The organism is Ruoffia sp. FAM 26254 (assembly GCF_045528545.1).
GTDB classification, from domain to species: Bacteria; Bacillota; Bacilli; order Lactobacillales; family Aerococcaceae; genus Ruoffia; species Ruoffia halotolerans.
Map to the genome: position 1 here is coordinate 29,833 of NZ_JBGQQY010000011.1, position 17,311 is coordinate 47,143.

Consider the following 17,311-nt stretch of genomic DNA (forward strand, 5'->3'; position numbering starts at 1 on the left):
ACATGGCCTCCTTAATTAAAGACTCAATTTGTCTGGAATTAAATATAAAGGAAATAAAAAACAAAAGCAAGAAAAAAATAATAGGAACTATAAAAATAGTTCCTGCTAAATTATAAATCTTCACTAAACTCCAACGCTTTTTCAGTGAAATAAATCATTTCCTTAGCTAAATTCCCGCGCAAATCAGAAATAGAAGCCAAGACTAGTTTCTTATCTTCCACAACTAACTTCCCATCAATAAAGACATGACTCACATTTGAAGCATTCGCAGAGTAAACCAAAGCACTGTAAACATCGAAGATTGGGAACATATTCACCGAATCAGTTTCAATTAACACAATATCAGCTTTTTTCCCAACTTCAATCGATCCGATTGAGTCTGACATCCCAATCGCTTCAGCCCCACCCAATGTAGCTAAGCGAACAATCTCTCGTGCAGGGAAGGCAGCACGGTTTCCTGTATGCGTCTTATGAAAATTCGCCACCATCCGCATTTGTGTGAATAAATCGAGCGTGTTGCCACTACTCGGTCCATCCGTCCCTAATCCGACAGCTAAACCGGCCTCTAACATTGAAGAGAGTGGTGCCACGCCTTTAGCTGATTTCGTATTCGCGCCGATACAATGCGCGACTGAAACTTGCTTTTCTTTCATTAAGGCGATATCCGAATCAGCCACGAATATACAATGAGCAGCCAAGGTTTTCTCATCTAATACGCCGAGCTGACTTAAATATTCAACGGGTGTTTGACCATACTCTTCACGGTATTTATCCATCTCAAAAGTCATTTCACTCAGGTGAATGGAGAAAGGAATATAATATTTGCGAGCCAATTCACTCGCAGCAATGAGCGACTCATCCGTATTGGTATAAGGCGCGTGAGGCGCAACTGCAGGGGTAATGCGGTCGTGATTTAACCAACGTGGAATAAAATCTTCGCTATAAGCTAAGCCACCAAATTCAATCTCACTGTCCGGACTTTTATCGATGACAGATTCGCCCAATATCGCGCGAGCATGCATTTCATCTGTTGCTACTGCAATTTCTTCTTCAAAATAATACATATCAAAAAAAGTTGTTACGCCAGCAAGTTGCATTTCTGCAATGGCATATTTAGCACTATGGTAGGCTAATTCTTTCGTCATACATTCATGTTCTAAAGGAAATAAGAAGCGCGTTAACCGGTCGGGTGTGTCGTCTCCAAGCGATCTAAAAGGAATCATTCCTACATGCGTGTGGGTATTCACCATACCTGGCATAGCTATGGCACCATTTCCGTCAATCACTGTATCGAAATCCGCCTCAGAAGGAGCTTGACTAGCGTCGCCAAAGCCCACAATTTGCGTACCGTCAATCATTAAAAAGGCGTCTTCGAATTGTGTAAATTGTGCGTCCAAGGTAATTAAATGAATGTTTTTGATTAATGTTTTCATGCTTAATCCTCCATTAATGGAATCAGTTGATGTGTATGTACATCCATCATACCAAAGTCTGTGATTTTAATTTGAGGCGACACTGGAAGGGATAACGTAGAAAAAGACATAATTTCATTTGTATTGTCATATCCTAAATGAATCATAGCCTGGCGCACCGCTTTTAAATCGCGACCAATCTCAGGTAATGCTTTATCGCTTATGATTCCACCAATCGGCAGGGGACAAGTTGCGACAACTTCTCCGCCTTGCGCAACAACATAAGCCCCATTCAGACGTAAAACTTCGCGTTGCGCCTGTAAGATATCTTCACTTGATGTTCCCATGACCATTAAATTATGATGATCATGTGCCCAAGTCGTTGCGACAGCACCTTTGTCACTCAATGCGCCTTCTACGAGCCCATAACCAACTTGTCTATTTTTCCCATATCGTTCTTGAACAATAATTAATGACAAGCCGCTACCTTCCCAATCCAAATAGCCATTCTTCACTTTAACCGGTCGCTTCACATGTTCGGTAAAGGTCCCGACAGATTGAATTTGAATCACATTACACATCACTTCAGACACATCTTCACGCACCGGAATTCGTAAATCATCGAGGGTGAGTTCAGCACAGTTAACAGACGAATAGAAGTGGCTTGGAAAGTCTAAAGCCTCTTGATCAAAAGCCAAGGCATCACCGGCTCGATGAACTAAACGGCCATCTTTATAAACGCAGTCAATCTCGAAAGTATCCAAATCATTCAACAGAATAAAGTCCGCTTTTAACCCACTCGCAATGGCACCACGGTCTTGAAAGCCCATCCGGCGCGCCGGCGTGTATGTACTCATATAAATGGCATCGACCGGGTCTAAGCCTTCCTGAATACCAAGACGCAAGTTGGCGTTCAAATGTCCCTCTAACAAGTCATCAGGCATAATATCATCAGTAATTAAAGCGACATGTTCAAAGAGCTGATGTTCATTAATTACCGCAATATTCTCTTTTGTTAGTGATTTCTTTTGCAACTCAATAAAAATCCCGCTCCCAACCTTTTCTAGTATGGATTCAGGAGATTGGTGGGTATGGTCGGCGTTTAAACCGGCATACATAAACTTAGCTAAGTCCTCACCTTCAACGCGGGGAATGTGGCCTTCGAGAGGCATGAAAGGCTTGTTCTTCTGCACTGTTTGTAGAATATTTCGAATCAGTGAATCTGGTTCAGAGGTAATACCTTTAAAGTTCATAGCTTCGCCTAAAGCAATTACTTTTGGATGTTCCAATAACTCCCTCACTTCAGCGACACCGATCATTCCGCCTGTTGTTTCGCGTTCGGGAACCGTCGACGGAACCGATGAAGGAATCGCGTAGAAGATATCCATTACCGTGTCTTGTGCCATAAACGCATAGATACCTTCAATGCCAAAGACGTTCGCGATCTCATGAGAGTCCGCAACCACTGTTGTCACTCCATGAGACAGGGCAGCTCCAGAGAAGGTTGATGGGGGAATCATCGAGCTTTCAATATGCATGTGAATATCAATCAAACCTGGAACAATAAATTTATCCGAGGCATCCACAATCTCTTTCGGATTTAAATAACGCAAATCAGTCTCTTTAATATAGTAGAAACGGTCGTTAATAATCGCGATATTTTTTCTTTCAAAGCATTTTAAGAAGGCATTAAATACTTGCCCATTTTCAATGAGTAAATCAATCAATTTATTCAATCCTTTCAAGAACAATGAGAAAAAGATGAAACTTCAGGTGACTCCCCGAAATTTCATCTTTTCAAAAGTGAGCTAAAGACTATTGGTTCATCAATTCATTCCAAGTGTTAATCCACTCGTCTAAGTTCTCGTTAACAAAAGTAAAGTCAATGGCTTTGGCGCGTTGAGCAACATCACCGTAAGTTTTATTAGCAGCTGTTTCTTCGTCTAATTCAACGTCCGCATTTGTTGGGGCTTCATTTAATGAGCTGGCTGTTTGTGTTTGTAATTCTTCACTGAGTTTCCAGTTAATGAAAGCATAAGCCGCTTCTTTATTTTCTGAAGAAGCAACGACGTTTAAAGTATTGAAGTTTGCATAAGTTCCAGATTCAGGGACAATGAATTGCACATCTGGGTTTGCTTCAGAAATAATTGGGTAAGCAAAGTCACCAACAACGGCTGCAACAATTTCACCAGATTGGAAAAGGTTCGCTAAGTCAGATGATTTTGTATAAGTTTTTGTAATGTTTGGTTTTAAGTCTGTTAAAGCTTGGAAAGCCGCTTCACCATTATCAGTTGTAATATCAACACCTGCGTGATCACTTGCAACGTGTAACATCGCTGGACCAAACGTTGTTGTAATATCTGGAATCGAAATCTTACCTTCTAAAGCAGGATCCCATAAATCAGACCACTCATCGATAGTCATGCCAGCCGCTTCTTCATTGTAGATAATTCCGATACTATTCATTGTATAAGGCGCTCCAGCTGAATCCACAGCATCTTGGGCACCGTCTACTAATAAAGCTAAATTCGGTACTTTTTCTTCGTCTAAAGGCTCGAACATTCCTTCCGCAACCCCTGAAGCTGCGTTGTTTTGAGATAGTTCAATGACGTCAATGGTTGAGTGTGGGTTGTTTTGTAATTTTGTAAAGCGTTCGCTTGAATTCCCAACTTCGTGCGTAATATTAATGCCTTCTGCTTCAGTAAATGGAGCAAAGACGTCAGATTGAATCACATCTTCTGAAATCGCAAACGTCGAGACAATTAATTCACCATTATCTTGAGCAGATGCTGTGTCTGAAGTAGAAGCCGTGTCTGAATTACCACAAGCCGCAAGGACCATAACTGATGTTAAAGCTAATACAGATGTTTTAATAATTTTCATTATATATTCTCCTTTAAGAATGTTTTAAACTAAAATTAATTTTTCTGGTGTTAGATAAAGAGTAACTTGATCGCCACTTTGATACAGAGTTTGTGAGTCATCATTGACAATTAACTTACCAACCGGAGTCTCCACTTCGTATTGGTAACTTTTACCTAAGAATGTCCGAACTAAAATCTTACCAACAATTGTATTCTCTTCAGAAATTGTATGGTCAATGATTAGAATATCATCTGGGCGAATTGTTGCCTTCACTTCTGCTCGGTCTAAGTCCGCTTGAGTTGTATGAATCGCGGTACCGTTATCAGTAACGTAAGCGCCGCTTGCTTGTTTTGTAAGATTAATAAAATTCTCAAAGCCAATAAAACGAGCAACGAACTCTGTTTTAGGAGAATGATAAATCTCCTCAGGTGTTGCGTATTGTTCAATGACTCCGTTGTTCATAACAGCTACTTTATCTGAGATTGAGAAACACTCTTCTTGATCATGGGTAACAAAGACAGTTGTAATACCTAATTGTCTTTGAATTCGTTTGATTTCCATACGCATAGAGACACGTAATTTAGCGTCTAAGTTACTCAAAGGCTCATCTAGTAATAATAACTTCGGCTCAATAACTAAAGCGCGAGCTAAAGCAACCCGTTGTCTTTGCCCACCGGATAACTGTTTAGGATAACGGTCAGCAAAGTCAGCTAAGCCAGTCACTTCAAGCATGGCAGTGACTTTTTCTTTAATCGTCTGTTTGTCTACTTTTTGCATTTTTAAACCGAAGGCCACATTTTCAAAAATCGTTAAATGCGGGAACAGGGCGTAAGACTGGAAGACCATTCCGAATTGGCGTTTATGTACGGGTGTAGCAGTCAAATCTTCGTTATCCACTGTAAACTGCCCATCATTAGGATCAATTAATCCAGCAATGACACGCAAAGTTGTTGTCTTTCCACAACCCGATGGACCGAGCAGTGACACAAGTTCTCCGTTTTCGATGGAGAGGTTTAAATCTTTTAATATATCTGTCTTCCCGTCATAACTGACGCGAATGTCATTCAAATTAACAAAAGCCATTGTATTGGCGTCCTCCTTATTAAGATATTGAAGCGAGACCTAAAGTCTTCTCAATAATAATCATTAAGATAATTGTCAGTAGCATTAACAGAACAGATAATGCCGAAACTGTTGGATCATAGTTATATTCGATATAACCCATTAAGTTCGTAGGTAAGGCTGTAAAGCCCGGGCCCGTTAAAAATTGTGACACCGGTATGTTGTTGAATGAATTAATAAAGGCCAACATAAAAGCAGCGTAAATACCTGAAGTAATATTAGGTAAAACGATCTTAAAGAAGGCTTCCAAACGTGTACAACCTAAAGTCCAACTTGCTTCTTCAAGGGACATATCTAATTGCTCTAAACTTGAACCCACGACGCGAATAATGTAAGGCAAGCTAATTAAGAAATGTCCTAAAAGCAAACCAATGAAAATTGGAATTTGCATCCGAATCACAATAAACTGAAACAAAGCAAAACCAACAACCACCCCAGGAATAATCGTCGGGGACAGGAAGAAACTCTTCAACCGTGTACGACCGGGAAATTCATAACGCGACAAGGCATAAGCAGCGGGGACACCAATAATTAAGGCTAAGAGCGTCGCCAGAAATGAAATACGCAAGCTCAACCAAAAGCTCGTTAGAAAGCCACCCGTTGTAAAGACATTCGCATACCAATCTAAGGTAAAACCTTCAATCGGGAATTGAATCGTTGGCTTCTCACCAAAAGAGGTCACAATGATAATGAATAAGGGAATAAATAGAAATAGAAAAACAGGAATGACAAAGAGTTTCAAGCCAAATTGTTTACGCATTAAGATCGCCTCCTCTACGGTCAACCATATTCGCAATGGCATTAAAGACATTCATGACAAGGATCGTTGTGACAATCATAATCAAAGCAATCACGCCAGCACTTTGCCAATTACCTAAAGACATTGCTTGTTGATAGAGGAAAGTTGACATCATCATATTCTGATTCCCACCTAGTAATTGTGGCGTCGTATAAGCGGTAAAGGTCCCAGTGAACACTAAGATACTTCCCACAATGACACCAGGAATACTTAAGGGCCAGATTATTTTAACGAAGGCAACAAGCGGATTCGCTCCCAGTGTCTCAGCTGCTTCAATCATTTCAGTATCAATGTTCTCTAAAATTCCCACTAAAGTCGTAATCATTAATGGCAAGAAAAGATAGATTGAACCAATCACAATCGCAAACTCTGTGTACAATAACTTCAATGGTTGCGAGATCAGCCCAGTATTCAGTAAGAATTGATTCACAATCCCATTTGTACCTAAAATATTAATCCAAGCAAAACTTCTCACAACAGAATTCGTTAATAATGGAAAGAGAACGAAGCCCATCAAGAGCGAACGCCACTTCTTGCCTGTGCGAGAGATGTAATAAGCCGTTGGCAAACCTAAGATAATTGTGAATAAGGTGACGATTAAAGACAGCTTAACGGTCCGCCATAGAATACTCAAATTGAAACTACTTGAGAAAAATGACGCATAGGATTCAAAGGTAAAAGCGCCATCATAAAATGTCGGCCAAATAATGGATAACAAAGGCATGACTAGAAAGACAACTAACAATATGAATCCCGGTGTAATCACAATGTACGGGATGTGTTTAGAAGACAAAAATAATTCCTCCTTAAAAAGTAAAATACTCTACTGAAAGAGTATAACTTCTAGGGAGAATATGACAATAGATGACGAATAATCAAAAGAGCTAAAATGATGAATGTTCGTGTTTTAGATAAAGAGTAAGCCAGAGAGAATTTACTTTTATCAAATGTTAGTTTCATATTGACAGCCATCGGATTGGATGGGCTTAGTTGTCTTGGAATCTTAGAGAAAACTAAGACCTCATTCCACTTGCTATATCAGTGAATGTTCATGTATTATATAACTAACATATGATTTATTTTTCATATGAAGCGTAATCATTACACTTAACGTAAAGGAGTTGGCAGTGATGAATCAAATAAAAGAACATAATCACGAGGCTCACACTGAGCATGAACATCAACATCATGGTAAATTACCGGTTGTCTTGTATTTTATCGGGTTAATTGCTTTCTTTGTGGGGCTCTATTTCGAATTTACAAATAATAACTTACTTGCTACTAGCGCTTTCTTGGCATCAATCGTAACGGCAGGTTACCATGTCATTATGGAAGGTGTTGGCGACACCATCTCTAATACTTTGAAGTTGAAACGCTTCATGCCTAACATTCATTTCTTGATGGCGCTCGCTACTTTGGGTGCTGTTCTCATTGGCAATAGTGAAGAGGGTGCCTTATTAATTGTCATCTTTGCCGGAGCACATTTCTTAGAAAGTTATGTCGATGGGAAAAGTAAGAAGGAAATTACGAATTTACTTGAGATGAACCCCACTGAGGCACGGTTAGTGCTTGAAAATGGTGAGACACACTTAGTTTCCGTTGAAGAGGTCAAAGTGGGCGATACATTACAAGTATTAAATGGCGATCAAATTCCGACCGACGGTATTATTCTTCAAGGAACGAGTTCAGTGGATGAATCATCGATTAACGGTGAGAGTATTCCTAAAGAAAAAACGGTCGGTGATGAAGTATTTGCGAGTACGATGAATGAATCGGGTAGTTTTACAATGCAAGTGACAAAAGATAGCTCTGAGACGGTTTTTGCTAAAATTCTGGAGATGGTGAATGAATCGCAAAGTAGTCTCACGAAGACAGCGACCTTGATTCAACGTCTGGAGCCTAAATACGTTTCATTTGTTTTATTCTTATTCCCCTTTGTCATCTTGTCAGGGCCCTTCGTCTTTGATTGGACTTGGGAGATGAGTTGGTACCGTGGGATGGTGTATCTCATTGCGGTGTCACCTTGTGCACTCGCCGCCAGTGCGATTCCAACGACGTTAGCTACGATATCGAATCTGTCTAGAAAAGGTGTTCTAGTTAAAGGTGGGGAATATTTATCCAAGTTAGCGGATCTTAAGGCTGTTTCCTTTGATAAGACAGGGACATTAACTCACGGGAAACCGGAAGTGACCGACTTTGAATATGACGAGGAGCTTGATGAAGCAGAATTAATTGATGTTGTTGTATCGATGGAGAAGCAATCGAATCATCCATTAGCGTCAGCGATTATTAAGCATTTCCCAGGATCGGGCACTTTGTCTTTAGAGGTAGAGAACATTGTAGGACAAGGCTTGTCGGCAACTTACAACAATCAGCATTATCGGATTGGTAAACCAACTTCCTTTGATAAGGTTAGCCCAGAGTATAATCAACTCAAAGAACGATTAGCTCAAGAAGGAAAGACAGTGGTGTATATCGGGCGCGAAGATTGGGTGATTGGACTGATTGCCTTGATGGATGTACCTAATGAAGCTGCGCAAAGTGCGGTGGCGTACTTTAAAGAGGCGGGCATTCATACGACAATGATCACTGGAGACGCTCAGCTAACGGGCGAGGCGATTGGTCGAAAAGTTGGCGTTGATGAGGTTCAAGCGAATGTGATGCCAGAAGATAAAGCTTCGATTGTCAAAGACCAACAAGAGCGGTACGGTCTCACAGCGATGTTGGGCGATGGCGTCAATGATGCGCCGGCCTTGGTTACCGCTGATGTTGGGATTGCGATGGGTGAGGGAACCGATGTCGCGATGGACGTTGCGGATCTGGTTCTGATGCAAAATGACTTAAGTAAACTTGCCTACGCGCATCGATTGACGAAAAAGATGAATAAGATTACATGGCAAAACATTATCTTCTCGATGATTGTAGTGGTCACCTTAGTAACGTTGAACTTCTTAGGTAAGATGGATATTGGCCTAGGCGTGGTGATGCATGAAGGAAGTACGATTCTCGTGATCTTGAATGCCTTACGAATGTTGAAGAGTTTTTAAATATTTTTGTATGAAGGATCTACTAATTTATTTTGGTAGTTCTTTTTTTGGAGCTGTTGAGTATAATAGAGAGTAAAGGAGATCTGGCGATGATTCGTGGGCAGGTATTTGGCTTGGTGGGATACCACCAGGCCGGTATTTGTTTCGTATTTGTCTTCGTGCATCATTACGAAGCCAAATCCAATCCTTCACTCATTTTCTCTTCAATAATCAATCAGGGTTAATCATTTAGCAAAATCTATAATGCTTTCAAACTATAATAAAAAACTAACGATAAAAATTGCTTACGGGATGCCAATTGTATTGAATCCACAGTTTGCGATTCCATGGTTAATTACACCACCTGTTCTGGCAACAATCGCTTACTTCGCAACATCATGGGGTTGGGTACCGCCCGTATTGTTAGCAGTTCCTCGGATTACCCCACCAGGATTATATGCATATCTAGCGACGGGTGGTAGCATTGAAGCGGCCTTACTATCTCTCTTTAACATAGTGGTTGCCTCCTTTATCTACGTACCATTTGTCTTGGCGGCCAATAGAGTTCGAATCGAAGAAGACACTGAGTCTGATACGGTGAATTAAGATGAATGCAAAGTGGCAATTACTGCTTGTTGCATTAGGATTTGTCCTGATCTCATTGAGTCCGACGGTACCTAATATGTATGCAAGTACTGTCAGTGGCTTAGCCTTCATTGGTTTGGGGTGGTACTTGATACGGAAGGATAGTCGGAAAAGACGTTAGAAGTTAGTTTTAGTTGAAATTTGATAGAGTTCTTCCTGTTGAGATTCGACGGGGGTAGTTTTTTGGGCTATAAAACTATCACCAAATTCCAAAACGACCTTCATACATTCCTCGCTTTCATATAGAATGATAAGTACAATGATGCAAATTAACATTATAATAGTAAGGATAAGGTGAGTGGATACTAAGATAATTAATGTGGTAGGAGCTATTCTAATAAAAGAAGGAAAGATATTATGCGCTCAACGGGGAGGAGAGAGATCCTTACCTTATTTATGGGAATTTCCTGTCGGAAAGATTGAGCAAGGTGAGACGCCTCAAGAAGCACTTCATAGAGAATTGATTGAAGAATTAAAAATCGAAGTAGTAGTGAGTGACGAGATCTTTGATGTAGCAAGTTATACCTATGATTTTGGACTGTTAACTTAACAACATTTATCTGTCATTTGGAACTTGGTGAACTAGTATTGACTGAACATGTTGCTATTAAATGGCTCGCCTCTAAAGAGATTAAAGCATTAAATTGGGCACCAGCAGATATACCAGCTGTTGAAAAACTAAGCCAACTTGATCTAAGTTTAGGTATTCAAGATGGACCTATTAGAACAATCACTTAGAAAAGCTTTATCAATCGAAAAGAAATTGGCTCGCAATATGATCCAAAGTTAATTAGTAATCAACTTGAGAAAAAAGAATTTTTGTTGAATAATTTACAAGATGAGACTGAGAAATGTGTATCATTCATTTTCTCAATCTCAGTGATTGTAATTCTCGTCATATTAATTATTATTGGTACGCTCGACTTGCCAATGGGTGTTGTGTTCCATGAAGGGTCAACCATCTTAGTTATTTTAAACGGCTTACGATTATTGGCGGAGTGGATGCGAAGAATTAGTAGAGATAGAAAACCACAGCTGATAAACTGTGTTTTTTTATTGGTACTTATGGTTAACTTACCTTGTAAAATAAAACGATTTAATGCCAATAATAAGAATATATTTCTCAAAATACCTGTAAATTAATATCAAATTTAGCTTTTGGTGCAGTAACTAATTAGATGTATAATAAAGACAGATGAAATGAACGGAATCATAAACTACTACATTTTAGAAAGGATATCATATTGAAACATAATTATTATACAACGAACAAAAAATTTACCGATATTGAAAATACTGTCCTGAAGTATATCGACAATAATCAGACTTTGTTAAAAGATTTGACGATTCAAAAGTTAGCGGACGAGACGTTTACTTCTAAGTCGACAATTTTTCGATTAGCTAAGAAGCTTGGATTCGATGGATTTACAGATATGATTTATCACTTGAGTCGTCAGCAAGTTAAGACAGTGGACGGCGAAGTGGATACTTATATTGGTGACTTATCAACGAGTATTCAGAAGATATTTATACAAAATGAAAAAAATTTACTAGATTTTGTCGAGCGGACAAAAAAAGATGACCGTTCACTTTACATTATTGGAACAGGATATTCAGGGATTATCGGAGAGTATTTATATAAGAAAATACTTGGGCAAGGCGAGTTGGTTTATTACTCTAATGGAGCGGATACAAATGCTTTATTTCTCAATAATTTACATCGTATTTCAGATATTATTTGTATTTCAAAAAGTGGCGAAACAGATCTCGTGAATACTAAAGCTGAGATTGCGAAAGAGAAAGGTATAGGTGTTATTTCATTTACCCACTCCAGTGATAATTCACTCGCAAAGCTATCAGATATTGCTTTTACGATTGATGACAATCAGTTTTTGGATCGAAATAATATTAACTCCACACAATTTTATTCGATGTTATTACTCTATTTAGAGTATCTTATTGAAAAGTCTTTCTAAATTATAGAAAGACTTTTCTTTTTTTTGGAAAAAATTTCTAAGAAACCCTTCCCTATATTAATGAAAGCGTTTTGATGTTAGAGTATATTTACAAACAAAAAGGAGGTTCATGTATGAACAAAGGGCAAAGTATCATGGATGTCATGCAACGTTTTTCAAAAGCGATGTTCATCCCCGTCTTGATTCTACCGATAGCTGGTTTGTTGATTGCGATTGGGAATATCTTTACGAATCCAAATTTACTAGAGGTAGTACCATTTCTAGATAATCCATACACCGTCGGATTTGGAACGATTATATCCGGATCATTAGTAACAATTCTACAGAATTTAGGTATCATATTCTGTGTCGGAATTGCGGTTGGTTTAGCTGATATTAAAAAAGGTGAAGCTGGTTTCACTGCAATGTTAGCATTTTTAGTTTTCATTAATGCTATGAACAAATTTATGGAACTTAACGGAACATTAGCTGATCCAGAAGCTTTAAGAGGAACTGGACAGAGTGTCGTTCTAGGGGTTCAAGTTTTAGACATGGGTGTATTCGCTGGGATCCTACTTGGTGTCATCATCGCATATGTATTCAACAAGTATGCAGATATTGAATTCAATAATGCTTTTAATATTTATGGTGGAACACGTTTTGCATTTATAATTTTAATTCCTGTCGTGGTTATTTTTGCGATTGTGATGACTTACATCTGGCCGTTCTTCCAAAGTGGTATCAATTCACTTGGTGGGTGGATTCAACATGCGGGTAACTTTGGACTGTTCGTATATGGTGCTCTTGAAAGATTACTTATCCCAACAGGCTTACATCACTTAGTTTATACACCATTCTTATATTCATCACTTGGTGGGACTGAAGTAATTGGGGAAGCTGTATTCGAGGGGTCTCGTAATATTTATTATGCTGAGATGGTTGAACCGTCAATTCGTCAATTATCTGAAAGCGTTATCTGGGACGCGCGTGGTATTTCGAAGATGTTTGGTCTAATCGGAGCGTGTCTGGCAATGTACGTTACAGCAGATCCAGATAAGAAACAACGTGCGAAAGCTATTCTTATTCCGGCAGCCTTTACTTCATTTATTGCTGGAGTTACTGAACCAATTGAATTTTCATTCATGTTTATCGCACCCATTTTATATGTTGTGCATGCGGCTTTAAGTGGCTTAAGTATGGTTGTATTAAACATATTCAATGTCCGTTCAATTGGTCCTAATGGTTTTATTGATTTCTTATTAATGAACGTACCTTTAGGAATTGAAAAAACGGGCTGGCCAATGTATATCCTGGTTGGACTTGTGTTCTTTGTCATCTACTTTGTTGTCTTTAGACTCTTAATTAAAATTATGGACTTGAAGACAATCGGACGTGAGACTGAGGGAGCGGAGACAAGATTATATTCAAAAAAAGATTATTTAGATAAGCAAACGAACCTTAGCCATGAAGATGATGTAGATGTCGCTACTCAAGAACGTGGAAGCATCGGAGTTACTGTGGTTGAGTTGTTAGGTGGAAAAGATAATATCGAATCAGTCACGAATTGTTATTCAAGACTTCGAACGGTATTAAAAGATCCTGAACTTGTTGATGAAGCTGGGTTGAAGAATGAAACTCAAGCGAGTGGAGTTGTTGTCAAAGGGAACAATGTTCAAGTAGTTTACGGGGTTCAAGTTGGATCAATTAGAAAGTCAGTTGATGAAGTATTAGGCTTCAGTTCAAAAGATTAGTCATTAGGAAAGGACGTCATTAAATTATGAAGAAATTCTCAGTTGTTATTGCAGGAGGCGGAAGTACATTTACGCCAGGTATTGTTAAAATGTTACTTGAAAATATCGACCGCTTCCCCTTAGAAAGATTGTATCTATATGATAATGATGAAGCGCGTCAAGCGATTTTAGGTGAAGCGATTGATATTATGTTAAAAGAAGAAGCACCAGATATTGATTTCGCTTATACGACAGATCCAGAGAAAGCTTTCACCGGTATGGATTTCTGTATGGCACACATTCGAGTAGGGAAATATGCAATGCGTGAACAAGATGAAAAAATACCGTTAAAGCATGACTTAATCGGGCAAGAAACATGTGGACCGGGTGGAATGGCTTACGGTATGCGAAGTATTGGTGGCATGATTGAATTAATCGACCTAATGGAAGAGTATGCACCAGATTGCTGGATGTTAAACTACTCCAACCCAGCATCAATCGTAGCAGAAGCGTGCCGCGTCTTAAAGCCGGAATCTAAAGTCTTAAATATTTGTGATATGCCAGTTGGTACGTTACGCCGTATGTCTCAGATCTTAGGCATGACACCAGACGAATTAGAAGTAGATTACTTTGGTTTAAACCACTTTGGTTGGTGGACATCAATCCGTGGAAAAGATGGAACGGATTACACAGAACAAGTTAAAGCCTATGTAAAAGAGAATGGATACTTGAACCAAGTAGAGATTGATACGCAACATACTGACCCAAGCTGGCAAGAGACACATAAAAAAGCACGTGATTTATTCGCTGTTGAGCCACGCTTCTTGCCAAATACATACCTACAATATTATCTGTTCCCAGATGAAATGGTTGAACATTCTAATCCAGAATTCACCCGTGCAAACGAAGTAATGGCTGGACGTGAAAAAGATGTCTTTGATACAGCAAAAGGAATTATTGCTGCCGGAACAGCTAAAGAAAATGGCTTCCATATTGATAGTCACGCATCTTTTATTGTGGATTTAGCGCGAGCGATCGCATTCAATACTCATGAGCGAATGATTATGATTGTTGAAAATAATGGGGCGATTGCCAACTTCCCAGATGATGTCATGGTTGAAGTTCCATGTATTATTGGTTCAAAAGGACCAGAGCCATTAGCTCAAGGAAAGATTCCAATGTTCGAACAAGCGCTAATGTTCCAACAGGCTTCATCGGAAAAACTATTAGTTGAAGGGTTTATTGAAGGAAGTTATCAAAAAGTGTGGCAAGCTTATACATTATCTAGAACGATACCAAGTGCAACAAAAGCACGTGAAGTATTAGATGATTTAATTGTTGCCAATGGTGATTTCTGGCCAGAATTAAACTAAGGTGGTCTTTATGGAAATAACAATTATTGGATTAGGCAAGATGGGGTTATCGCTTGCTAAACAATTGAATAAGCAAGGTCAGACAATTAACGGATTCGATGTGAATCCGTTAATTGCTGACGTGTATATGGATGAACGGTTAAATTATTTGAAGAGCATCTCAGATTTAAAATCCTTTCAAGAAACGAAAAATCTTGTGTTCTTAGTTTTACCAGCAGGTCAACCAACAAAGGCAACGATTAAAGAGCTTTCAAGTTTATTGAAAAAAGATGATATGATTATTGATTTTTCAAATTCGTTCTATAAAGATTCAATTCAGAACTTTGAAGCGTTAGCAGACTTAGGCATTAAATACTATGATTGCGGCTTATCTGGTGGGGTTGAAGGTGCAATGTATGGAGCGTGTATGATGTTAGGCGGGCCGGCTGACACAGATGAGTCGTTACTGGCTTTATTGGAATCACTATGTGTACCAGGCGGTTTTGAGTTTTACCCTCAACCTGGTAGTGGTCATTACTTGAAGATGGTTCACAACGGGATTGAATATGGGATGATGCAAGCTATCGCTGAAGGCTTAGAGTTATTGAAAGAACAAAGCCAATTCGACTTTGACTTGAGTAAAGTCACGCGTAATTGGAGTAATGGCTCAATCATTGAATCAGCGCTGTTATCAAATATTCATGAAGAATTGGTGGCGGACGTTGAGTTGAGTCAATTTGGACATAAAGTCCATGCATCAGGAGAAGCAAAATGGATGATCAGTGAAGCCTTGCAGGAAGAAGTTCCTACACCAGTCATATCACTTTCACTAATGCAGCGAAATGCATCACTTCGAGATGTTGCTTTCTCAAATCAAGTTATATCCGCAATGCGTTATAATTTTGGAGGGCACAAAGAATATTGATGAATCACATAGCAAGTATTGATGTAGGAACAACGAATATAAAGATTAACTTGTTTAACAAAGGGCATGAAGTGGTTGGTGCAGTCAAATACCCGCACTTAAAGATTCATAGTACAAATGATATATTTGAAATGGACTTAGATGAAATTTGGGAACATATTCTAGATGGCTTAAACAAATTAATTGAGCGTCATCAAGTGGGGCAGTTAGAAATTATACTGACAACTGCGATGCATAGTGTTCAACTTATGGAGTATGATTTTAACTTAGTAGGTTCCGTGATTGCTTGGGCCGATAAACGTGGTGTGAAAGCATTAGAGGATATGACCGCAAAACAATTGGAAGACCAGTATGAACGAACAGGTACGCCAAATCATAGTATGAATCCTTACTTCAAGTTAATGGATTTACGTGATCTGATTGAGGAAGATATCGTGGTCGGTTCTTTAAAAGATGTCTTATTCCACCGATTGACTGGGGAATGGGTGCTTGATTTAAGTAATGCCTCAAGTAGTGGATTGTTGAATTTAGACACATTAACTTGGGATAAAGAGTCACTTAATAATCTTGGAATCGATGCCGAGAAGCAGCTACCGCGCATTGAGGCAGTAAATTATAATGTCCCAGCCTTGAGTTCTTTGTTCGATATTGAAGCCACTGTATCTGTAGGAACATCGGATGGGATCTCGTCGAATTATGTATTCAGAGATTTGCCCAACGCGGCAGATTTGTCGATTGGGACAAGCCACGCAGTCCGAGTCGTTCATAAGAGTCCACAATTAAACAATGCGTATCAAAATTTTTCTTATGCTATTGATCCAGATCATTACTTGATTGGTTTGCCGAGTAACAATGGAGCGGATGTCTTGTCTTGGACAAACCGTGTGTTTAATAGTACCTTTGAGGAATTAAATACTGTTGCGGGACTTAGACCAGCAACTGATTCCGTGTTTGTTCCCTATTTAAACGGAGAACGCGCACCGATTTGGAATGAATTTGCGACGGGGAATCTCTATGATTTAACCCGTGTGAGTACACGGGAATCCGTATTATTTTCGATTATGTTGGGGATGATATTCAATATTAAGCACAACGTAGAATTGCTCGAAGAGCTAGTTGAGTTCGATTCAATCGGACTTGTCGGTGGCATTACTAAGTTGGAATCATTCTCGCAATTACTTGCGGATGTGTTGGGTTACACACTATACATTCCAGTCGTTGAAAATGCGGAAACGCTAGGAAGTATTGCCGTAGTTAAAGGCATGCCGTTTGAGAATGAGTATGACATGTGAAGCCAAATGAGTCGGTGGATTATAGTGATTTATATAAGAAATATTTAGCAGTTGCTAAAGTGAATTAAAGAGTGAACCATGTTCGGTGAACGAACATGGTTTTTTTGTTGGGGAAAATTGGATAGTTCGTACAATATGTTTAGATTGTATGAGGTAAGCCTACTTAAAACGTAGCAAGATAATAGAAG

General features: G+C 39.1%; 13 protein-coding genes and 2 pseudogenes. 8 read left to right on the forward strand and 7 right to left on the reverse strand.

Annotation, left to right across the window (positions count from 1 at the left end; genetic code table 11):
- Positions 1-110 precede the first annotated feature (110 nt).
- The 6 genes from ACEN3Z_RS04465 to ACEN3Z_RS04490 form a co-directional block, all read right to left on the reverse strand.
- Entirely contained in the window at positions 111-1,433 is a 1,323-nt protein-coding gene (locus ACEN3Z_RS04465; RefSeq protein WP_407089802.1) for an amidohydrolase, read from the reverse strand.
- 2 nt (positions 1,434-1,435) lie between these two features.
- Complete coding sequence (locus tag ACEN3Z_RS04470) at positions 1,436-3,148, reverse strand: adenine deaminase C-terminal domain-containing protein (protein WP_407089803.1); 1,713 nt, start codon at positions 3,146-3,148, stop codon at positions 1,436-1,438.
- A 79-nt stretch (positions 3,149-3,227) separates the two neighbouring features.
- Complete coding sequence (locus ACEN3Z_RS04475; RefSeq protein WP_197103003.1) at positions 3,228-4,295, reverse strand: PotD/PotF family extracellular solute-binding protein; 1,068 nt, start codon at positions 4,293-4,295, stop codon at positions 3,228-3,230.
- 24 nt (positions 4,296-4,319) lie between these two features.
- On the reverse strand, positions 4,320-5,360 hold the full coding sequence (locus ACEN3Z_RS04480; protein WP_407089804.1) for an ABC transporter ATP-binding protein: 1,041 nt from the start codon (positions 5,358-5,360) through the stop codon (positions 4,320-4,322).
- Between the two features lie 19 nt (positions 5,361-5,379).
- Entirely contained in the window at positions 5,380-6,159 is a 780-nt protein-coding gene (locus ACEN3Z_RS04485; RefSeq protein WP_407089805.1) for an ABC transporter permease, read from the reverse strand.
- A complete protein-coding gene (locus ACEN3Z_RS04490) occupies positions 6,152-6,991 on the reverse strand; it encodes an ABC transporter permease (protein ID WP_407089806.1) in 840 nt (279 codons plus the stop codon). The genes ACEN3Z_RS04485 and ACEN3Z_RS04490 overlap by 8 nt, the downstream gene beginning before the upstream one ends.
- Before the next feature lie 337 nt (positions 6,992-7,328).
- Here ACEN3Z_RS04490 and ACEN3Z_RS04495 point away from each other — a divergent pair, with 337 nt between their 5' ends.
- A complete protein-coding gene (locus ACEN3Z_RS04495) occupies positions 7,329-9,245 on the forward strand; it encodes a heavy metal translocating P-type ATPase (RefSeq protein WP_407089807.1) in 1,917 nt (638 codons plus the stop codon).
- Positions 9,246-9,272: 27 nt separating this feature from the next.
- Here ACEN3Z_RS04495 and ACEN3Z_RS04500 read toward each other — a convergent pair whose 3' ends face one another.
- Positions 9,273-9,437 (reverse strand): hypothetical protein, encoded by a 165-nt coding sequence (locus ACEN3Z_RS04500; RefSeq protein ID WP_407089808.1) that lies wholly within the window; start codon positions 9,435-9,437, stop codon positions 9,273-9,275.
- A gap of 87 nt (positions 9,438-9,524) precedes the next feature.
- Between ACEN3Z_RS04500 and ACEN3Z_RS04505 the strand changes: the two are divergent.
- The 7 genes and pseudogenes from ACEN3Z_RS04505 to ACEN3Z_RS04535 all read left to right on the forward strand — a co-directional run.
- A pseudogene (locus tag ACEN3Z_RS04505) lies at positions 9,525-9,830 on the forward strand (PTS sugar transporter subunit IIC); the annotation flags it as partial.
- A gap of 337 nt (positions 9,831-10,167) precedes the next feature.
- Positions 10,168-10,607: pseudogene (locus tag ACEN3Z_RS04510) on the forward strand ((deoxy)nucleoside triphosphate pyrophosphohydrolase).
- A 506-nt stretch (positions 10,608-11,113) separates the two neighbouring features.
- Positions 11,114-11,845, forward strand: coding sequence for a MurR/RpiR family transcriptional regulator (locus tag ACEN3Z_RS04515; protein ID WP_407089809.1), 732 nt, complete (start codon positions 11,114-11,116; stop codon positions 11,843-11,845).
- A 113-nt stretch (positions 11,846-11,958) separates the two neighbouring features.
- A complete protein-coding gene (locus tag ACEN3Z_RS04520) occupies positions 11,959-13,575 on the forward strand; it encodes a PTS transporter subunit EIIC (RefSeq protein WP_407089810.1) in 1,617 nt (538 codons plus the stop codon).
- 26 nt (positions 13,576-13,601) lie between these two features.
- Entirely contained in the window at positions 13,602-14,927 is a 1,326-nt protein-coding gene (locus tag ACEN3Z_RS04525) for a 6-phospho-alpha-glucosidase (RefSeq protein ID WP_407089812.1), read from the forward strand.
- 10 nt (positions 14,928-14,937) lie between these two features.
- Positions 14,938-15,831, forward strand: a complete 894-nt coding sequence (locus ACEN3Z_RS04530) for an NADP-dependent phosphogluconate dehydrogenase (protein WP_407089813.1) — start codon at positions 14,938-14,940, stop codon at positions 15,829-15,831.
- Positions 15,831-17,123 carry an FGGY family carbohydrate kinase gene (locus ACEN3Z_RS04535; protein ID WP_407089829.1) on the forward strand — a complete coding sequence of 431 codons (1,293 nt, stop codon included), beginning with the start codon at positions 15,831-15,833 and terminating at the stop codon, positions 17,121-17,123. Before ACEN3Z_RS04530 ends, ACEN3Z_RS04535 begins: the two co-directional genes overlap by 1 nt.
- Positions 17,124-17,311 lie beyond the last annotated feature (188 nt).

Coding starts and splice junctions, on each gene's coding strand:
- ACEN3Z_RS04465 (WP_407089802.1), bottom strand. CDS start 1,433: ATGAAAACATTAATCAAAAACATTCATTTAATTACCTTGGACGCACAA.
- ACEN3Z_RS04475 (WP_197103003.1), bottom strand. CDS start 4,295: ATGAAAATTATTAAAACATCTGTATTAGCTTTAACATCAGTTATGGTC.
- ACEN3Z_RS04480 (WP_407089804.1), bottom strand. CDS start 5,360: ATGGCTTTTGTTAATTTGAATGACATTCGCGTCAGTTATGACGGGAAG.
- ACEN3Z_RS04485 (WP_407089805.1), bottom strand. CDS start 6,159: ATGCGTAAACAATTTGGCTTGAAACTCTTTGTCATTCCTGTTTTTCTA.
- ACEN3Z_RS04495 (WP_407089807.1), top strand. CDS start 7,329: ATGAATCAAATAAAAGAACATAATCACGAGGCTCACACTGAGCATGAA.
- ACEN3Z_RS04520 (WP_407089810.1), top strand. CDS start 11,959: ATGAACAAAGGGCAAAGTATCATGGATGTCATGCAACGTTTTTCAAAA.
- ACEN3Z_RS04525 (WP_407089812.1), top strand. CDS start 13,602: ATGAAGAAATTCTCAGTTGTTATTGCAGGAGGCGGAAGTACATTTACG.
- ACEN3Z_RS04530 (WP_407089813.1), top strand. CDS start 14,938: ATGGAAATAACAATTATTGGATTAGGCAAGATGGGGTTATCGCTTGCT.
- ACEN3Z_RS04535 (WP_407089829.1), top strand. CDS start 15,831: ATGAATCACATAGCAAGTATTGATGTAGGAACAACGAATATAAAGATT.